The 17,873-nt window shown below is 71.6% G+C and carries 18 protein-coding genes and 1 pseudogene; 8 read left to right on the forward strand and 11 right to left on the reverse strand.

Annotated elements, in window-relative coordinates; translation table 11 throughout:
• Positions 1–204: 204 nt before the first annotated feature.
• From GHR20_RS23225 to GHR20_RS23240, 4 genes are all read left to right on the forward strand, one after another.
• Positions 205–1,359 (forward strand): Gfo/Idh/MocA family oxidoreductase, encoded by a 1,155-nt coding sequence (locus GHR20_RS23225; protein WP_153814268.1) that lies wholly within the window; start codon positions 205–207, stop codon positions 1,357–1,359.
• On the forward strand, positions 1,356–2,507 hold the full coding sequence (locus GHR20_RS23230; RefSeq protein WP_153814269.1) for a dihydrodipicolinate synthase family protein: 1,152 nt from the start codon (positions 1,356–1,358) through the stop codon (positions 2,505–2,507). Before GHR20_RS23225 ends, GHR20_RS23230 begins: the two co-directional genes overlap by 4 nt.
• A 35-nt stretch (positions 2,508–2,542) precedes the next feature.
• Positions 2,543–3,340, forward strand: a complete 798-nt coding sequence (locus tag GHR20_RS23235; protein ID WP_194859135.1) for a sugar phosphate isomerase/epimerase family protein — start codon at positions 2,543–2,545, stop codon at positions 3,338–3,340.
• Between the two features lie 68 nt (positions 3,341–3,408).
• Positions 3,409–4,098, forward strand: coding sequence for an SDR family NAD(P)-dependent oxidoreductase (locus GHR20_RS23240; protein WP_153814271.1), 690 nt, complete (start codon positions 3,409–3,411; stop codon positions 4,096–4,098).
• 27 nt (positions 4,099–4,125) lie between these two features.
• Here the strand turns inward: GHR20_RS23240 and GHR20_RS23245 are convergent, their stop codons facing one another.
• From GHR20_RS23245 to GHR20_RS23255, 3 genes are all read right to left on the reverse strand, one after another.
• Complete coding sequence (locus tag GHR20_RS23245; RefSeq protein WP_153814272.1) at positions 4,126–5,340, reverse strand: hypothetical protein; 1,215 nt, start codon at positions 5,338–5,340, stop codon at positions 4,126–4,128.
• A gap of 144 nt (positions 5,341–5,484) precedes the next feature.
• A complete protein-coding gene (locus GHR20_RS23250) occupies positions 5,485–5,694 on the reverse strand; it encodes a DUF397 domain-containing protein (protein WP_153814273.1) in 210 nt (69 codons plus the stop codon).
• Complete coding sequence (locus GHR20_RS23255) at positions 5,681–6,505, reverse strand: helix-turn-helix transcriptional regulator (protein WP_153814274.1); 825 nt, start codon at positions 6,503–6,505, stop codon at positions 5,681–5,683. The genes GHR20_RS23250 and GHR20_RS23255 overlap by 14 nt, the downstream gene beginning before the upstream one ends.
• 137 nt (positions 6,506–6,642) lie before the next feature.
• Between GHR20_RS23255 and GHR20_RS23260 the strand changes: the two genes are divergently transcribed.
• The 3 genes from GHR20_RS23260 to GHR20_RS23270 are packed head-to-tail and all read left to right on the forward strand — an operon-like array spanning position 6,643 to position 7,685.
• On the forward strand, positions 6,643–6,939 hold the full coding sequence (locus GHR20_RS23260) for a hypothetical protein (protein ID WP_111584506.1): 297 nt from the start codon (positions 6,643–6,645) through the stop codon (positions 6,937–6,939).
• 4 nt (positions 6,940–6,943) lie between these two features.
• Positions 6,944–7,429, forward strand: a complete 486-nt coding sequence (locus GHR20_RS23265) for a hypothetical protein (protein WP_153814275.1) — start codon at positions 6,944–6,946, stop codon at positions 7,427–7,429.
• Positions 7,430–7,469: 40 nt separating this feature from the next.
• Positions 7,470–7,685, forward strand: a complete 216-nt coding sequence (locus tag GHR20_RS23270; RefSeq protein ID WP_275549778.1) for a hypothetical protein — start codon at positions 7,470–7,472, stop codon at positions 7,683–7,685.
• Positions 7,686–7,692: 7 nt separating this feature from the next.
• Here the strand turns inward: GHR20_RS23270 and rbsD are convergent, their stop codons facing one another.
• The 7 genes and pseudogenes from rbsD to GHR20_RS23305 form a co-directional block, all read right to left on the reverse strand.
• Positions 7,693–8,073 (reverse strand): D-ribose pyranase, encoded by a 381-nt coding sequence (gene rbsD, locus GHR20_RS23275; protein WP_111584508.1) that lies wholly within the window; start codon positions 8,071–8,073, stop codon positions 7,693–7,695.
• Complete coding sequence (locus GHR20_RS23280; protein WP_153814276.1) at positions 8,070–8,969, reverse strand: ribokinase; 900 nt, start codon at positions 8,967–8,969, stop codon at positions 8,070–8,072. The genes rbsD and GHR20_RS23280 overlap by 4 nt, the downstream gene beginning before the upstream one ends.
• A 164-nt stretch (positions 8,970–9,133) precedes the next feature.
• Positions 9,134–11,083 carry a substrate-binding domain-containing protein gene (locus tag GHR20_RS23285; protein WP_153814277.1) on the reverse strand — a complete coding sequence of 650 codons (1,950 nt, stop codon included), beginning with the start codon at positions 11,081–11,083 and terminating at the stop codon, positions 9,134–9,136.
• Positions 11,073–12,608 carry a sugar ABC transporter ATP-binding protein gene (locus GHR20_RS23290; RefSeq protein WP_153814278.1) on the reverse strand — a complete coding sequence of 512 codons (1,536 nt, stop codon included), beginning with the start codon at positions 12,606–12,608 and terminating at the stop codon, positions 11,073–11,075. The genes GHR20_RS23285 and GHR20_RS23290 overlap by 11 nt, the downstream gene beginning before the upstream one ends.
• Positions 12,605–13,657, reverse strand: a complete 1,053-nt coding sequence (locus GHR20_RS23295) for a LacI family DNA-binding transcriptional regulator (protein WP_153814279.1) — start codon at positions 13,655–13,657, stop codon at positions 12,605–12,607. The genes GHR20_RS23290 and GHR20_RS23295 overlap by 4 nt, the downstream gene beginning before the upstream one ends.
• 223 nt (positions 13,658–13,880) lie before the next feature.
• A pseudogene (locus GHR20_RS37660) lies at positions 13,881–14,788 on the reverse strand (NADP-dependent oxidoreductase).
• A 280-nt stretch (positions 14,789–15,068) separates the two neighbouring features.
• The gene (locus tag GHR20_RS23305) at positions 15,069–16,139 is read right to left on the reverse strand and encodes an alkene reductase (protein ID WP_153814280.1); all 1,071 of its coding nucleotides are present in this window, start codon (positions 16,137–16,139) and stop codon (positions 15,069–15,071) included.
• 171 nt (positions 16,140–16,310) lie between these two features.
• Between GHR20_RS23305 and GHR20_RS23310 the strand changes: the two genes are divergently transcribed.
• On the forward strand, positions 16,311–16,832 hold the full coding sequence (locus tag GHR20_RS23310; RefSeq protein ID WP_148023674.1) for a MarR family transcriptional regulator: 522 nt from the start codon (positions 16,311–16,313) through the stop codon (positions 16,830–16,832).
• A 14-nt stretch (positions 16,833–16,846) separates the two neighbouring features.
• Here GHR20_RS23310 and GHR20_RS23315 read toward each other — a convergent pair whose 3' ends face one another.
• Positions 16,847–17,743 (reverse strand): hypothetical protein, encoded by an 897-nt coding sequence (locus tag GHR20_RS23315; protein WP_153814281.1) that lies wholly within the window; start codon positions 17,741–17,743, stop codon positions 16,847–16,849.
• Positions 17,744–17,873: the final 130 nt, after the last annotated feature.

The raw sequence follows: 17,873 nt of genomic DNA on the forward strand, positions 1-17,873 counted from the left end.
GTCCCGCCGGTGCCCCGCCCGCGCCCCGCCGGTGCGCCGCCCGGCCGAAAGGGGCCCGGGACCCGGAGAGGTCTTGTGCCGCCCGCCGTGCCGAGGCTAGCTTCCTCTCCTGTAGAAAGCGCTTGCTATGACGATTGTCGCAGGGACGTACGGCGCACGGCGCCACGGCAGAGGGCCCGGCGCGGGCCCGTGGAGGGGACCGACGTGACACGCGAGACGACGGTGCGCATCGCCATGAACGGCGTGACCGGGCGCATGGGCTACCGCCAGCACCTGCTCCGCTCGATCCTCGCCCTGCGCGACCAGGGCGGCCTCGACCTCGGCGACGGCACCGTGCTGCGGCCGGAGCCGATCCTGCTCGGCCGCCGCGAGCACGCGCTCAGACAGATCGCGGAACGGCACGGCCTGGAGCACATCGCCACCGACCTGGACGCCGTGCTCGCCGACCCGTCCGTGGACATCTACTTCGACGCGCAGATCACCGCCGCCCGCCCGGCGGCGATCCGGAAGGCGATCGCCGCGGGCAAGCACGTCTACACCGAGAAGCCCACCGCCACCGGCCTCGACGCCGCCCTCGAACTCGCCCGGCTGGCCCGGGAGAAGGGCGTCCGGCACGGCGTCGTCCAGGACAAGCTGTTCCTGCCGGGCCTGCTGAAGCTGAAGCGGCTGATCGACGACGGCTTCTTCGGCCGCGTCCTGTCCGTGCGCGGCGAGTTCGGCTACTGGGTCTTCGAGGGCGACGGGCAGCGGGCCCAGCGCCCCTCCTGGAACTACCGCGCCGAGGACGGCGGCGGCATCGTCGCCGACATGTTCCCGCACTGGGAGTACGTGCTGCACGAACTGTTCGGCCGTGTCACCTCCGTGCAGGCCCTGACCGCCACCCACATCCCGCGGCGCCGGGACGAACGCGGCGAGCCGTACGAGGCGACGGCCGACGACGCCGCGTACGGCATCTTCGAGCTCGACGGCGGCGCGATCGCGCAGATCAACTCCTCCTGGGCGGTGCGCGTCCACCGCGACGAACTGGTCGAGTTCCAGGTCGACGGCACGGAGGGCTCGGCGGTGGCGGGCCTGCGCGACTGCCGTGTCCAGCACCGCGCCACGACCCCCAGGCCGGTCTGGAACCCGGACCTCCCCGCCACCGAGGCGTTCCGCGCGCAGTGGCAGGAGGTCCCGGACAACGGGGAGTTCGGCAACGGCTTCAAGGCGCAGTGGGAGCTGTTCCTCCGGCATGTGTACGCGGACGCGCCGTACCGCTGGGACCTGCTGGCCGGCGCCCGGGGCGTCCAACTCGCCGAGCTGGGGCTGAGGTCGGCGGCACAGGGCCGCCGTATCGCGGTGCCGGAGATCGCGCTGTGACCATCCGACTCCCGTCCTGTGACGGCGCCTTGCGGACCTACGAGCCGCGCCCCGAGCCCTTCCGGGCCGCCCCCGGTACGGCCCTCACCTCCCGTACGGTCTTCGCCGCGGCCCATGTCGTCGCCGACCCGTACGCCGACGTCTCGCCCGGCTCGCCCGCCGCCGTCGACTGGGACGCGACCCTCGCCTTCCGCCGCCATCTGTGGGCGCACGGCCTCGGGGTCGCCGAGGCGATGGACACCGCCCAGCGCGGGATGGGCCTGGACTGGGCGGGGGCCGCCGAGCTGATCCGGCGCGGCGCGGCCGAGGCGCGATCGGTCGGCGGGCGCCTCGCCTGCGGGGTAGGCACCGACCAGATCACCGGCGGCACCCTCGGCGACATCCGGGCCGCGTACGAGGAGCAGCTCGCCGTCGCCGAGGAGGCGGGCGCCCAGCCCGTCCTGATGGCCTCGCGCGCCCTGGCCGCGACGGCCGCCGGGCCCGAGGACTACCAGGAGATCTACGGCCGCCTGCTCCGCCAGTGCGCCGGGCCGGTCGTCCTGCACTGGCTGGGCCCGATGTTCGACCCGGCGCTCGACGGCTACTGGGGCTCGGCCGACCTGGACACCGCCACCGAGGTGTTCCTCCAGGTCGTCGCCGCCCACCCGGACAAGGTCGACGGCGTCAAGATCTCCCTCCTGGACGCGCGCCGGGAGGTCGAGCTGCGCCGCCGGCTCCCGGAGGGTGTGCGCTGCTACACCGGCGACGACTTCCACTACCCCGAGCTGATCGCGGGCGACGAGCGGGGCTTCAGCCATGCCCTGCTCGGCGTCTTCGACCCGCTCGCCCCGCTGGCGGCCCGGGCGGTACGCCACCTCGACACCGGCGACGTGACCGGGTTCCGCGAACTCCTCGATCCCACGGTCGAGTTGTCCCGTCATCTGTTCCAGCCCCCCACCCGCTTCTACAAGACCGGGGTCGTCCTCCTCGCCTGGCTGGCCGGCCACCAGTCGCACTTCACGATGCTGGGCGGTCTCCAGTCGGCCCGCTCGCTCCCGCACCTGGCCCGCGCCTACGAACTCGCCGACACACTGGGCCTGTTCCCCGATCCCGGGCTCGCCGAGGACCGCATGAAGACCCTTCTCACCCTGTACGGAGTGCAGCAGTGACCGGTGGTGCCCTCGACCGCTTCTCCATCAACCAGATGACGGTGCGGCAGCTGTCCCTGCCCGAACTGGTCGCCGCCTGCGCCGAGTCCGGCATCGGCACGGTCGGCCTGTGGCGCGCGCCGGTCCAGGCGTACGGCGTCCGGGAGGCGGCCGCGCTGGTCCGGGCGGCGGGGCTGGCGGTGAGCACGCTGTGCCGGGGCGGGTTCCTCACCGCCGCCGACCCCCGCGAGCGGGCCGCCGCCCTGGCCGACAACCGGCGCGCGGTGGACGAGGCGGCGGCACTCGGCACCGACACGCTGGTCCTGGTCTCCGGCGGACTCCCGGCGGGCGGCAGGGACCTGGGCGCGGCCCGCGACCGCGTCGCCGACGCCCTCGCCGAACTGGCCCCCTACGCCGAGACCCACGGCGTCCGCCTCGCCGTCGAGCCCCTGCACCCGATGTTCGCCGCCGACCGCTGCGTGGTGTCGACCCTGGCCCAGGCCCTGGACCTCGCCGAACGCTTCCCCGCGCACCAGGTCGGGGTGGCCGTGGACACGTACCACGTCTGGTGGGACGACCGGGCTGCGGCACAGATCGCCCGCGCGGGCGCGGGGGGCCGTATCCACGCCTTCCAGCTCGCCGACTGGACGACACCGCTGCCCGCGGGCGTCCTCGACGGCCGGGGGCAGCTCGGGGACGGCGCGATCGACATGCGGGAGTGGCGGGGCCGCGTGGAGGCCGCCGGATACACCGGCCCCATCGAAGTCGAGCTGTTCAACGAGGAGTTGTGGGCGCGGGACGGACGGGAGGTGCTGAGGGAGACGGTGGCGCGCTACCTGGAACACGCCGTCTGAGGGGTCGTGGCCCGGACACGCCGTAAACCATTGGGCGATCGCGTCGTCCCGGAGAGAGGCTGTCCCTCATGACGACAACTTTGATCACTGGGGCCAACAAGGGCCTCGGCCATGAGACCGCCCGCCGGCTGATCGCCGCGGGCCACACCGTCTACCTGGGAGCGCGTGACATCGAGCGGGGCACGAAGGCCGCGGCCGGGCTCGGTGCCCGGTTCGTGCGGCTCGACGTCACCGATGACGCGTCGGTCGCCGCGGCGGCGGCCACCATCGAGGCCGAGGGCGGCCTGGACGTCCTGGTCAACAACGCCGGCATCGAGGTGCGGTCCCCGGAGGGCGAGATCATCGGCGCCGCGGACCTGACCGCCGACGTGATGCGGGAGGTCTTCGAGACCAACGTCTTCGGCGTGGTCCGGGTGACCCACGCCTTCCTGCCGCTGCTGGAGCGCTCCGCCGCCCCGGTCGTGGTCAACGTCAGCAGCAGCCTGGCCTCGCTGGCCCAGGCCGGGAAGGGATATCCGGGGGTGGCCTACCCGGCCTCCAAGACCACGGTCAACATGCTCACCGTGCAGTTCGCCAAGGCGTTCCCGCGGATGCGGATCAACTCCGTGGAGCCCGGTTACACCGCGACGGACCTGAACCAGCACGCGGGCATGCAGACCGTCGAGCAGGGCGCCGAGATCATCGTCCGGATGGCCCAGGTGGGCCCGGACGGCCCGACCGGCGGCTACTTCGACGCGTCGGGCCCGCTGCCCTGGTAGGCCGGGCCCGACGCCCCTGCCGCCTGGTCAGTAGCCGAGTCGGTCGATCAGCCAGGCGCCCAGTTCCTCGGTGACGGCGGTGTGCGTGGTGGTCGTGGACGAGCAGATGAAGTCGTCCAGGTCGCTCTCGTCCGGCGGGAGGTCGTCCACCTTCACATAGAGGTCCTCCTGTCGGCCGATGTCCCGTACGGACACCGCGCTGATCGTCGGCACGAAGCAGATGTCCGGGTGCCGCAGGTCCACCGTGCCGCCGCCCTTCTCCATCGCGTTGGCGAGGATGCGGTACGTGTTGAGCGTGCCGCCGGGGGCGCCGTCGAGTTCCGGGAAACCGTTGGTGGTGATCGTCTTCTCGGCCTTCGGGAAGCGCCGGTTCAGATAGGCGGCGGTCACGTCGGCGCCCTGGGCCTGGGTGTAGAAGGTGGTGCCCGGGTAGATCCGCTCCACGCGCAGCGCGGTCTCCCCGGGCCGCACCTCGGGCAGGCCCACGCCGTCCCCGCGGCCGCTGGCCACGCCGAGCAGCCGGGGGATGCGGGGCCAGCCGCCCAGCCGCGCCAGCTCGTCCAGCAGATCCTTGCGCTCCTGGGCCACGCCGATCTTGCCGGTGTCCTTGTCGTAGTGCTGCCACAGCATCTGGCGGGCGGCCGGGCTGTTCATCTGCCGGGCGAAGTCGTTGTCCGGGACCGGGATGAAGTACGAGAACGCCTGGACGCCGACGGGGATGGTGGCGCCCCGATGCGGGGTGTCGAACGAGAAGTAGATGCCCGTCTGGTGGTCGATCCGCTGCGTCTCCAGCCTGGCGAGCGCGTACCGGGTGACGAGGCCGCCCATGCTGAACCCGCCGACGACCAGCCGTTCGCCGCCCAGCTTCTCGGCGTTGGCGCGCAGGATTGCCGCGGTGGCCGCCTGGGCGTTGGTCTGGATGGCGGCGGTCCGCTCGTTGTAGCCGAGCAGGATGACGTCCTTGCCGCGACGGCGCAGCTCGCTGACGAGGGAGTAGTCGCTCTCCAGGAACTGGTAGAGCTTGTCGAGTTCGCTCCGCCCCAGGCTGAAGCCGTCGGAGATGATCACGGGCCGGGTGAGGGCATGGTTCCCCTGGCTGTGGAAGACCCAGGCGAAGCCTTCCGGCAGGCTCCATTCGTTGTCCGGTTCCGGTACGTCGACGGGGTGGTGCACCCGCTGGTCGAGCGGGTCGCTGATGGTCAGTCCGGCGAGTTCCGGTTCGGCCGAGTCCTGAGGCGACATGGTGGTGCTCCTAGGTGTCGTCGCGGAGGGCAAGACACCGTCATGGTGGAGCCGCGTTCAGGTCGCACCGGGCGGGTGGCCTGCGGGTTCATCAGATGGGATGGAACGTGCCGGGGGACTGTTTGATCCGCCCGGCACGTGCGTTCAGCCCTTGACGGCCCCGACGAACGCCGCCCAGCAGCCCACGGAGAAGACCAGCGCCGGCCCACCGCTGTTCTTGCTGTCGCGGACGGGGACGGTGGAGTGGCCGGAGGCGATCTCCACGCAGCTGTCGTGGTTGCCGCCGCTGTAGCTGGACTTGAACCACCCGGTGAGGGTGGAGGCGTCGGAGACGGTGTGTTCATTGCTCAGCATGTGCGTGTTCCTCCGCGGCCGCTCTGACGAGGGCATGTGATTCCTGTTGCGACAACGCGTCGCTCAGAGCCAGAGCGTAGGCGGTCTGGCTGGCCTTCACTAGCGCTGGATCATCCATCAAGTTGCCAGTGAGAATGCCTTCGGCATAGGCGACCGGGGCGGAGTCCGCGAAGCTCATGAGCGTGAGGTCGCTTTGCATGAGGGCATGCGCTCCGCCGCAATGCGGAAGCACGTGGAGCCGCAGCCGTCCAGCCTCAGCCATGTCGGCGATCTTGTGCAGCTGACAGGCCATGATTTTGGGGCCGCCGACGCGGTGTCGCAGCGCCGATTCGTCGAGCAGTGTCCAGACGACCGGCTGCTCGGAGCCTTCGAAGATGCGACGGCGTTTCGTTCGGTTGACGAGGAACTCTTCAAGTTCCTCGGCCGTGTAGTTCGGCCAGTAAGCGCGGAACACAGCACTTGCGTAGTCCTCGGTCTGAAGCACACCAGGGACCAGCGTGAGTCCGAACAGCTGGATCAGTCTCGCCTCTTGCTCAAGCTCGGCCGCGACGGCGAAGTAGTCGCTGTATTTCGATTCCAGATCCTCCAGCCACCGCTCGAAGAATCCGTCCGTTCCGAGCGCCTGGTCGATCCGCCGCGCGTCGTCCGGCTTGGGCAGCCGCCTGCCCGACTCGTAGTGGCTGATCAACGTGGGCGAGCACACGATGAGTTCACTCAGCTGATCCTGGGTGCGCCCGGCCGCGATTCGCCGCAGCCTCAGCTCTTCCCCGTATTTCTCGCGCGGTGTCCTCGGCCTGCGGGCAATGTCCATCCGGCCAACTCCCTTGCTGACGTGGGCTGTGTCAACCCCCCACCTCTAGAAAGCCTAGCCATCTCCGCGCCACGCTGTGACCAGTTCAACACACACCGCAGTCACCGCCCCTACCCCGACCTCGTGGAGAGCTCCGTATGAACGAACGTCTGCTTCCCTGGACCGGCTCCGACGACAAGCCCTGCTATCTCATCGGGGACGGCGACGGGTACGTCTCCCGGATCGCCGACCAGGTCGAGGGCGTACAGCTCGGCATGGCGGGCTCGCTGCTGGACCACACCGCCGAACTCCTCTCGGGCGAGGGGCTGACCAAGGAGGAACTGCACTACCTGGTCCGGCGCCTGATCGAGTCCCTGAGGGAGATCAAGCGCATCGCGGAGAGCAGGGGCGCGCGGCTCACCGGGACGGCCGGGCAGCCGATCGTGGAGACTTGACCGGATGATCACGGTATCGACCCGCCGCCGCACCACCGCACTCACGATCCCGCTGGTGCTCGGTGCCGCCCTGACCGGCTGTGCCGACAAGCACCTGGACTATCAGACGGACTACTCGAACCACCGCCCCCTGCGCATCACCGGCCACCCGAGCACGGGCAGCCTGGAGGCGGTCCAGAGGGTCGTCTGGCGGCTCGCCGACGGAGACGTCGACGGTCTCGCCGCCCTCGACACCGAGGGCGGCGACGCGCGACCCGCGGCCCGCGCCTGGATCAAGGCGTACGGCAAGGCGGCGGCCCGCGACGAGGTGACCGCCGACTTCCACGAAGAGGGCTCCGTGCGTCAGGTTGTCGCCCTGCACTTCACGGGCCCCGACCGCACCCAGCAACTCATGGTGCGGATCGGCGAGCACGACACCTGGGGAATCGTGCTCGTGAATCCCGAACCGACGGATGTCAAGAAGTCCGGCCCCGCTCCGACTACAAGGTGAGGGGCCCTCGCAGGGGTCCGTGGACCACGAGGAGTACCCCATGCGGTTCCTGATCTGCCTGCACATCAACCCCGCCGTGCTGGACGCGCTGACCGACGACGAGAAGACGACGGTCCTGGACGGCGACGACCGCATGGCCCGCCACCACCGGCTGCTGTCCGTCCGGGCGCACCTGCTGGAGCGGGCCGGTGACACCGAGGGGGCGTACGACCACTACCGGCGCGCCGCGAAGGCCACCGCCGGCCCCGCCTCCTAGGACCCTCCTAGAAGAACACCCCGCACCGCAGCAGCACATTGGCGTACGGGCTCGCCTCACCGGTGCGCACGATCAGCCGCGCCGAAGCCGAGAGCTTCTTCAGCCGCTCGTGCGGGACGAAGTCCAGATTGGCGAACTGCCGCTCCACCAGGTCGAGATGGCCGCCGCGCAGCTCCTCCGCCACCGTGGCGCCCTCCAGTACCAGCTCGTCCACCAGGCCCGCGAAGACCTCCGCGAAGGACGGCACACCCGCCCGGAAGGCCAGGTCCACCACGCGCGGGCCGTCCGGGATCGGCATGCCCGCGTCGCAGACCAGCACCTCGTCCCCGTGCCCCAACTCGGCCAGCGCGCCCGCCAGATGGCGGTTCAGGATGCCCGACTTCTTCACAGCTGCTCGACCTCCCCGGCCGTCGGATACGACTCCTGCGCCCCCGCCTTCGTCACGGCCGCCGCGCCGACCCGGGCCGCGTAGCCCGCCGCCTCGGCGAGGGACGCGCCCGCGCCCAGCTTCCAGGCGAGGGCGGCCGTGAAGGCGTCGCCCGCGCCCGTGGTGTCCACCGCGTCGACCTTCACCGACGCCACCCGGGCCGCGCCCGAGCCGTCGGCCACCAGCGCGCCCTCGGCGCCGAGCGTCACCACCACCGAGCGGGGGCCCAGTGCCAGCAGCCCGCGCGCCCAGTCCTCCGGCTCCGCCCCGGCGTCCTCGCCGAGGATCACCCGCGCCTCGTGCTCGTTGACGATCAGCGGGTCGCAGGCCGCCAGCACCTCGGCGGGCAGCGGGCGCGGCGGGGAGGGGTTGAGCACGAAACGGGTGCCGGACGGCAGCTGCCGTACGGCCTCCGCCACCGTCTCCAGCGGAATCTCCAGCTGGGCCGAGACCACGCGCGCCGCCCGCAGCAGCGCGGCGGACTCCCGGACGTCCGCCGGGGTGAGACGGGCGTTGGCACCGGGCGACACCACGATGCTGTTGTCCCCGGACGGGTCGACGGTGATCAGCGCGACGCCGGTCGGCGCCCCGCCCGCCAGCACGCCCGACGGGTCGACGCCGGCCGAGCGCAGGGAGTCGAGCAGCAGCCGGCCGTGGCCGTCCTCGCCGACGCGCGCCAGCAGGGCCGTACGGGCGCCCAGCCGGGCCGCCGCGACCGCCTGGTTGGCGCCCTTGCCGCCCGGATGCGTGGACAGGTCCCCGCCCAGCACCGTCTCACCGGCGGCCGGCCGTCGCTCGACCCCGATCACCAGGTCGGCGTTGGCCGAACCCACGACCAACAGGTCGTAGTCGTACATCAGTTGACTCCCATGAACCCTTTGAACCTGAACCCTCTGAACGGGAACCCTCGACAGGAACCCTGTGACTTGGCGAACCCGGGAAACGAGCCGGGGCGGACAGCCGCCACCATGGTGCCCCCATGGTGGACGACCGCCCGCCCGAGCCTGCCCCGCCCGCTTCGTCAGCCGCTGAATCCGGCCACGTTGCTCTTCGTGACCACCTTCACCGGCACCTTCACCGTCTGCTCCACCTTCTTGCCCTGGGACGCCTTGAGCGCGTTGTCCACGGCGATCCGGCCGAGCTGGGTCGGCTGCTGCGCGACGGAGGCGTACAGCGTGCCCGCCTTGACCGCGGTCAGGCCGTCGGGGGTGCCGTCGAAGCCGACCACCGGCACCGACGTGCCGGCCTTGGAACCCAGCGCCTTGATCGCGCCGAGCGCCATCTCGTCGTTGGCGGCGATGACGCCCTGCACGTCCGGGTGGGCCTGGAGCAGGTTCGACATCACGTCGAGGCCCTTGGTGCGGTCGAAGTCGGCGGGCTGCTGGGCGACCACCTTGATGCCCGGGTACGCCTTGAGCCCGTTGGCGAAGCCCTGCGCGCGCTCACGCGCCGCCGAGGTGCCCGCCTGACCCTGGAGGATCACGATCCTGCCCTTGCCGCCCAGCTTCCCGGCGATCGTCTTCGCCGCCTGCTCGCCGCCGGCGATGTTGTCCGAGGCCACCAGGGCATCCACATCAGCCTTGTTGACCCCGCGGTCCACCGCGATCACCGGGATCTTCGCCTTGTCGGCGGCCTTGACCGAGTTGCTCGCCGCGTCCGAGTCCACGGGGTTGACGATGATCGCGTCAAGGCTCGAACTGGTGAAGTTCTGGAGCTGGTTGGCCTGCTGGGAGGCGTCGTTCTGCGCGTCGGTGACCGTCAGGTCCACGCCCAGCCTCTTCGCCTCGGCCTGCGCGCCGGAGCGGATCTGCACGAAGAACGGGTTGTTCAGGGTGGACAGCGACAGCCCCATCTTCGGCTTGTCCGAGGCCGCGGAGCCGTTGTGCAGGAAGGAGGTCGCGCCGACGACCGCCACCGTCACCACGGCCGCGAGCCCGTACGTCGCCGCCTGCTTGCCCTTGTTGCCGCCGCCCCCGCTGGTCACCGGGGTGGCACCCGCCTTGCGGCGCACCGTGTCGAGCAGCACCGCCAGCGCGATGACGACACCGATCACGACCTGCTGCCAGAACGCGGAGACGTTCAGCAGGTTCAGGCCGTTGCGCAGCACCGCGAGGATCAGCGCGCCGACCAGGGTGCCGGACGCCTTGCCGGTGCCGCCCGCGAGCGAGGCACCGCCGATGACGACCGCCGCGATCGCGTCCAGCTCGTAGCCGTCGGCGGCCTGCGGCTGCGCCGAGGACAGCCGGGAGGCCAGCACGACGCCCGCCACCGCCGCGAACACACCGGACAGGGCGTAGATCGCGAGCTTCTGCTTCTTGACCCGCAGGCCCGACAGGCGCGCGGCCTCCTCGTTGCCGCCGATCGCGTACATCGAACGGCCGATGTAGGTGCGGCCGAGCACGAACGCGGCCAGCAGACCCATCACGATCATCACCAGGACCGGCACCGGCAGCCAGTCGCCGAGCGTGTCACCGAGGTGCGAGACCGAGTCCGGGAACGGGATCGGCACACCACCGGAGATCACCAGCGACAGACCGCGCCCCACCGACAGCATCGCGAGCGTCGCGATGAACGGCGGCAGCTTGCCGTAGGCGATGAGGAAGCCGTTCACCAGACCGGCCGCGACACCCGTGGCGACCGCCAGGACGACGGCCAGCGCGACCGGCACCCCGTGCTGGGTGGCGCTCCACGCCAGCACCGTCGCCGACAGCGCGGCCACCGAGCCGACCGACAGGTCGATGCCCGCCGCCACGATCACGAAGGTGACACCGAAGGCCAGGATCGCCGTCACGGCCGCCTGGACACCGATGTTGAGCAGGTTGTCCGTCGTCAGGAAGTCACCGGACAGCACCGACAGGGCGATGACCAGGACGATCAGCGCGGTCAGCGCGCCGTTGTCGAGCAGCAGCCGGCGCAGGCCGCCCGGGGCGCCACTCGCTCCCGTCGTGCTCTTGAGCGTGTCAGTGGCCACGGGTGGCCTCCTTCGCGGTGTCGGTGTTCTGATGCGTGGGGGTGGATACGGCGAGCGCCATCACGGCGTCCTGGGTGGCCTCGTCGGCCGCGAGTTCACCGGCGATCCGGCCCTGGGCCATCACCAGCACCCGGTCGCTCATGCCGAGCACCTCGGGCAGATCGCTGGAGATCATCAGCACGGCGGCGCCGGCGGCCGTCAGCTCGTTGATCAGCTGGTAGATCTCGACCTTGGCGCCGACGTCGATACCGCGCGTCGGCTCGTCGAGGATCAGCACCTTGGTGTCGGCCAGCAGCCACTTGCCGATGACGACCTTCTGCTGATTGCCACCGGACAGCGTGCGCACATGCTGGCCGAGCCCGGCCATCCGCACGCCCAGCTGACCGGCGATCCGCTCCGCCGCCACGTGCTGCGCCTTGCGGTCGACCAGCCCGGCGCGGGTCGCGGCCCGCAGGGTCACCAGGCCCAGGTTCTCCTCGACCGAGGCGTCCAGCACCAGGCCCTGCCCCTTGCGGTCCTCGGGCACGAGCCCGATCCCGGCCGCCATCGCGGCGTTCACGTCGGAGCGCCGCAGCGCGGTGCCGCCGACCTTCACGGTCCCGTCGTCGTACGGGTCCGCGCCGAACACGGCCCGGACGACCTCGGTCCGCCCGGCACCCACGAGCCCGGCGACGCCGACGACCTCACCGGCGTGCACCTCGAAGCTCACATCGTGGAAGACACCGTCCCGGGTCAGCCCCTCGACACTGAGCAACGCGGCGCCCTGGTCGGGGCGCCGACGCGGATACTGCTGCTCGATGGAGCGCCCGACCATGAGCCGTACCAGCTCGTCCTCGGGGGTGGCGGCGGGCACCTGGCCCACGCTCTTGCCGTCCCGGATGACGGTGACGCGGTCCCCGAGCGCGGCGATCTCGTCGAGGTGGTGCGTGATGAAGACGATCCCCACCCCCTCCGCCCGCAGCTGCCGCACGATGGCGAAGAGCCGGTCGACCTCCTCCGAGGTCAGCACGGCGGTCGGCTCGTCCATGATGAGCACCCGCGCGTCCAGGCTGAGCGCCTTGGCGATCTCCACCATCTGGAGCCGGGCGATGCCCAGTTCACGCACCCGGGCCCGGGGCGAGACCCGCACGCCGACCCGCTCCAGGAGCTTCGCGGCCTCGGCCTCCATCCGCTTGCGGTCGATCATCCCGAGGCGGCGCGGCTGCCGGCCGAGGAAGATGTTCTCGGCGACGGTCAGGTCCGGAACCAGGTTGAACTCCTGGTAGATGGTGGCGATCCCGAGCCGCTCGGAGTCCTGCGCACCATGGATGCGGGTCTCCTGACCGCCGACGAGAATCCGCCCGGCGTCGGGCGTATAGGCACCGGAGAGCATCTTGATGAGCGTGCTCTTGCCGGCGCCGTTCTCACCGAGCAGCACATGCACCTCGCCCCGGCGCAGGTCGAAGTCGACACCGTCGAGCGCGACCACGCCGGGAAAGGTCTTGCGTATGCCCTCGATGCGCAGCAACTCGTCCGGGTTGCTCACGTCGTGCTCCTTTGCACTGGGGGGAGGGACGGGGTGGGGATGATGCGGTCCTTCTCCGGGGTCTCACCGCAGGAGCGGCGCACGACCAGCCGGGCGGCGAGGGTGACGGACGCGGCCGGGCGCCCCTCGATCCGGTCGACCAGGGCGCGCACGGCGGCCCGGCCCAGCTCGCCGGTGGGCTGGGCGATCGCGGTGACCGGGGGATCGGTGTGCACGAACCACGGGATGTCGTCGAACGCGGCGAGCGCGATGTCGTCCGGCACCCGCAGCCCGCGCGCCCGGACGGCGTCCAGGGCGCCGAGCGCCATCAGGTTGTCCGCGGCGAAGACGGCGTCCGGCGGCTCGGGAAGATCGAGGAACCCCTCGGTGACCCGGCGCCCGCTGGCGGCCTGGAAGTCGCCCTGGCCGATGTGGACATCGGGCAGGGGGAGCCCGTACGCGGCCAGCGCGGCGCGGAACGCCTCGACGCGCTCGCTGCCGGTGGTGGTGGCCGCTGGCCCCGCGATGATCGCGACCCGCCGGTGCCCGAGGGCGTACAGGTGCGCGACGAGGTCCTGTACGGCGGCCCGTCCGTCGGCGCGTACGACGGGGACGTCGACGCCGGGAATCCAGCGGTCCACGAACACCATGGGGGTACCGGCGCGGGCGGCGTCCAGCATCAGCGGGGAGCCGCCGTCGGTGGGGGAGACGAGGAGCCCGTCGATCCGCCGGTCGAGCAGGTTCCGTACGTGGTGGTCCTGGAGGTCGGGCCGCTCGTCGGCGTTGCCGATGATGACGCTGTACCCGAGCGAACGGGCCTCCTCCTCCACGGAGCGGGCCAGCTCGGTGAAGTAGGGGTTCAGCACATCGCTGATGACGAGGCCGAGGGTGTGGGTCTGGTCGGTGCGCAGCGAACGCGCCACGGCGTTCGGGCGGTACCCCAGCGACTCCACGGCGGCCAGCACCCGGGTCCGGGCAGCCGCGCTGACGGACGGATGCGCGTTCAGCACCCGCGAAACCGTCGCGACGGACACGCCCGCCGCGGCGGCGACGTCCTTGATGCTCGCCACCTCCGGCCCACCTCCTTGTGAACTCGGGACGCTTGGAACCGATGACGCTTGGAATCGATTACATCGAGACGAGAAACGATTGGAATCGATTACATGGGTGGTGACAAGGGGGTCGGGATGGCCGAAACTCAATCGTGACCTGGCGGGAAAGTGGGCGTGAACGGCCGATGCCCTCCGCCCGCCCCGAGGTTCCGGGGGCGGGCGGAGGGCATCGGTCCTCGGGTCAGGGCAGGAGGACGACCTTGCCCCGGACGCGGCGGGCCTCGATGTCGGCATGGGCGCGGGCGGCCTCCGCCAGCGGGTAGGTGCCGCCCACCGGGAGGACGAGCCGGCCCGCGGCCGCCGCCGCGACCAGTTCCGGCAGGGCCCCGGGAGCCGGTCGGCGGGGCCGCCGGCGCTGAAGCGCACGCCGTGCCGCGCGGCGGACATGTCGGCGATGGTGAGCACCCGTCCGGCGTCCCCGGTCAGCGCGACCGAGTCGGCGAGTACGCCCGCGCCGGAGCAGTCGAGGACCCGGTCCACACCCCCGGGCGCGGCGGCCCGCACCCGCTCCGCCCAGCCCTCCCCGTACGGCACGGCGGTGGCGCCGAGTGCGGTGAGCCCGTCGATGTCGTGCTCACCGGCGGTGGCGATGACGGTGATGCCCCGGACCGTGGCGAGCTGGACGGCGAGGATGCCGACGCTGCCGCCCGCGCCGTGGACCAGCAGGGTCTCGCCCGCCCGGGGGTCCAGCTGATGCAGCGCGCGGTAGGCGGTCTCGCCCACCGTCACCAGCGCCGCGGCGGTCTCGAAGGAGAGCTCTGCCGGCTTGGGAACGGGCCGCTCCAGCAGCGCGTACTCGCTGTAGCCGCCGTTCGGGGTGGCGCCGAGGACCTCGTCGCCGACCCGCGCGGTGGCGCCCTCGCCCGCCTTGTCGACGACGCCGGCCACGTCGAGGCCCGGCCGCACCGGGAACTCGGCGGGGAACGCCTTGGCCATCGCGCCGGAGCGGATCTTCAGGTCGATCGGGTTGACCGCGGCCGCCCGGACCTTGATCCGCACCTGGCCCGGACCCGGCTCGGGCGCGTCGGTCTCGGAGAGGGTCAGTACGTCGGGGTCGCCGAAGCGCGTGTAGGTGATGGTGCGGGACATCGGGGGCTCCAGGGGGAGGGGGAGGGAGGGGAGTGGCGTCGGTGGGAAGAGGGGTGGGGGGTACGAGGGTCCGTGTCACCAGAGTGACGGCGGGGCGGGGGCGGGGGCGTGCGGGACACCGGGTGATCCGGGTGGGCCGAGGTGATCCGGGGCCGGGGGTCCGGACGGCGCCCTGCCGGAAGGTATGCGGCCAGAAGGCACCCGGCGCCGGAAGCGATACGGCGGCCGGCCGGAAGGGATGCGGCCGGACCCGGCGCGCCGCCCCGCCCGGTCTGCGTGGTCAGCCGGCGAGGGTCGGGTAATCGGTGTAGCCGTGCTCGTCGCCGCCGTAGAAGGTGGCGCGGTCGGGCTCGTTGAACGGGCCGCCGGCGGCCAGCCGGGCGGGCAGGTCGGGGTTGGCGAGGAACAGGCCGCCGAAGCTGAGGACATCGGCGGTGCCGTCCTCGATCAGCGCCAGCTCGCCGGGACCGGTCGGGGTGCCCCCGGTCTGGGGGTTGAGGACGAGGACGCCGCCGAACAGCTTCCGCAGCTCCAGGGTCAGGTCACGGTCCGGGCCCTCCAGGACGTGCAGGTAGGCGAGGCCGAGCGGTTCGAGCGCGGTGACGAGGGCGCGGTAGGTGTCGCGGTGGCCGTCCTCGGCGATGTCGTTGAACGGGACGGCGGGGGAGATCCGCAGGCCCACCCGGTGCGCGCCGATGGCGTCGGTGACCGCGCGGGCGAGCTCGACGGTGAAGCGGATCCTGCCCGCCACCGAGCCGCCCCAGTCGTCGGTGCGCAGGTTGGCGTTGGTGGAGAGGAACTGGTGCGGCAAGTAGCCGTTGGCGCCGTGCAGTTCGACCCCGTCGAAACCGGCCTCGACGGCGTTGCGGGCCGCCCGGGCGAAGTCGTCGATGGTCCCTTCGATCTCGGCCTCGGTCAGCTCGGCCGGGACGACGAAGTCCTTCATCCCCTCGTGGGTGAACACCTGTCCGGCCGCGGCGACGGGCGAGGGGCCGACGGGGACGAGCCCGTCGGGCAGCAGCGCGGGGTGCCCGATCCGGCCGGTGTGCATGAGCTGCGCGAAGATCACGCCGCCCGCGCGGTGCACGGCGTCGGTGACCTGCCGCCAGGCCGCGACCTGCGCCGCGGAGTGCAGGCCGGGGGTGTCCGGGTATCCCTGGCCGACCACCGAGGGCTGCACGCCCTCGGTGACGATCAGGCCGGCACCGGCGCGCTGCGCGTAGTACGTCGCCATCGCCTCGGTCGCGCTCGCGCCGGGTCCGTAGGCGCGGCTGCGGGTCATCGGCGCCATGACGATGCGGTTGGCGAGGCGCTTGCCGCCCAGGTCGATCGGGTCGAAAGCAGTGGTCATGGTCAAGCCCTTCAGGAGGTGGTTCGGCGATTTACCTGTTCGAACAGTAAAACTGCCCGCAGATATTTCGCAACCAGGCGTGACGGCGGCCACGGGGGCGGAGGGTCGGGGCTCGGCCGCGTTATCCTGTCCGAGCAGGATCTGGTGGCCGGCCGAGAGGAGCTAGGGACGATGAAGGCATCCGCAGCGAGGGGCGCGGGCGAGGAAGGCACCACGTCCCCGGCGGACGTGGCGGTGGCGGTGCCCTCGGCCGCGACGGGCGGCCCGGTCAGCCACGCGATCTTCCGTGTGGCCCGTACGCACCGCATGATCGCCGGGCAGCTGCTGCGCCGCGTGGGGCTCCACCCCGGCCAGGAGCTGGTCATGATGCAGCTGTGGGAACTCGGCCCGCAGCGGCAGGCCGACCTCGTACGCCTGCTCGACTCGGACGCGGCGACCATGGCCCGCACGGTCCGCCGCCTGGAACAGGCCGGCTTCGTGCGCCGCTACCCCTGCGCGGACGACAAACGGGCCTACCTGATCGAGGCCACCACCGCGAGCCAGGCGCTGCGCGAGCAGGTCGAATCCCTCTGGCGCCGACTGGAGGACGCCACCCTGGGCACCCTCTCCCCGGCCGAACAGGCCGACGTCCTGCACGTCCTGGAGGGCCTGGAATCCCGCCTCACCGAGGCCGCCGCCCGACTAGGAGCGTGAGCCCGGACGCCGGTTCACTCGTCGGTGAACAGCTCGTCGGCGTTCGCCGCGCGCACGGCCCGCTCGGCCCATGCCTCCAGCCGACCGAGGTCGGTGCACGCCTGGATGCGCTCGCGGACCACGGCGGGAACGGGGACGCGGCGCCACTCGAGGAGGCGGAGGAGCATCGCCCGGCTGGTTTCGATGCGCCCCTCCTCACGGCCCTCCTCGCGCCCCTCCTCACGCACCTGTTCGGCCAGCGGGTGGCGCCAGAAGTACTGGACGGTCTCCATCAAGTCCCTCCACATCTGCTTCGCTTGGGCGTCGGTCAGGCAGGAGTCGACAAACTGCGCGAAGGCCGCGGCGGTGTCGGCGTCGGTGGTCCGCAGGGCGCATGCCAGGGATTCCAGTATGGCCGGAGACTGTGGCCCACGTCCGTGTGTCATGGCCGAGAGCACCGCGAGGGGCAGGTCCCGTTCGGCCCACCGCTCATCGGTGATCACCGGCACGTTGTCCGGCCCCAGCACCAGCGGACGCACCGTCATCGAGTGCCAGCCCCGGAAGCCGAACCGGATCGGCCGTGAGGCCCACCTGGCGGTCGTACTGCTCTGGGTGATCACGATCAGCACCGGCTCGCAGCGGTACTTCTCGTAGAGGTAGGACAAGTAGTACGGCCAACTGCCCCGTTTCCGGTCGTCCACCTTTCCCTGCGACTCCACCACCAGCAGGTACGTGCCCTCGTCCGTCTCCGCCCGCATCAGCGTGTCCACCCGCCGCTCGATCGGTTCGAGCTCGGTGAGGTCCACGTTCATGGCCGCGATCTCCCGCGGCTCGGGAAACGGCACGTGCAGCACTCGCTGCAACGCCTGTGTCAACAACGTCGGATCCTTCTGGAAGATCCGGTGCAACGCCTCGTGCGGCGAGCCGACCATCGGCACTCCCTCCTGTCGTACGACGTGACCAACGAGCCGAGCCGCAAGAGGTTGCATATGCCTCAGGAATATGACCGGCGGACCATCGCCCCCATCCCACCGCCCCCACCCCCGTCACCGCCCCCTGTCA

The sequence above is a fragment of the Streptomyces sp. SUK 48 genome (assembly GCF_009650765.1).
In the GTDB taxonomy this organism is placed as follows: domain Bacteria; phylum Actinomycetota; class Actinomycetes; order Streptomycetales; family Streptomycetaceae; genus Streptomyces.

Coding starts and splice junctions, on each gene's coding strand:
- GHR20_RS23265 (WP_153814275.1), top strand. CDS start 6,944: ATGATCACGGTATCGACCCGCCGCCGCACCACCGCACTCACGATCCCG.
- GHR20_RS23270 (WP_275549778.1), top strand. CDS start 7,470: ATGCGGTTCCTGATCTGCCTGCACATCAACCCCGCCGTGCTGGACGCG.
- GHR20_RS23305 (WP_153814280.1), bottom strand. CDS start 16,139: ATGACCACTGCTTTCGACCCGATCGACCTGGGCGGCAAGCGCCTCGCC.
- GHR20_RS23280 (WP_153814276.1), bottom strand. CDS start 8,969: ATGTACGACTACGACCTGTTGGTCGTGGGTTCGGCCAACGCCGACCTG.
- GHR20_RS23245 (WP_153814272.1), bottom strand. CDS start 5,340: ATGTCGCCTCAGGACTCGGCCGAACCGGAACTCGCCGGACTGACCATC.
- GHR20_RS23255 (WP_153814274.1), bottom strand. CDS start 6,505: ATGGACATTGCCCGCAGGCCGAGGACACCGCGCGAGAAATACGGGGAA.
- GHR20_RS23260 (WP_111584506.1), top strand. CDS start 6,643: ATGAACGAACGTCTGCTTCCCTGGACCGGCTCCGACGACAAGCCCTGC.
- GHR20_RS23315 (WP_153814281.1), bottom strand. CDS start 17,743: ATGGTCGGCTCGCCGCACGAGGCGTTGCACCGGATCTTCCAGAAGGAT.
- GHR20_RS23240 (WP_153814271.1), top strand. CDS start 3,409: ATGACGACAACTTTGATCACTGGGGCCAACAAGGGCCTCGGCCATGAG.
- GHR20_RS23235 (WP_194859135.1), top strand. CDS start 2,543: ATGACGGTGCGGCAGCTGTCCCTGCCCGAACTGGTCGCCGCCTGCGCC.
- GHR20_RS23250 (WP_153814273.1), bottom strand. CDS start 5,694: ATGCTGAGCAATGAACACACCGTCTCCGACGCCTCCACCCTCACCGGG.
- GHR20_RS23310 (WP_148023674.1), top strand. CDS start 16,311: ATGAAGGCATCCGCAGCGAGGGGCGCGGGCGAGGAAGGCACCACGTCC.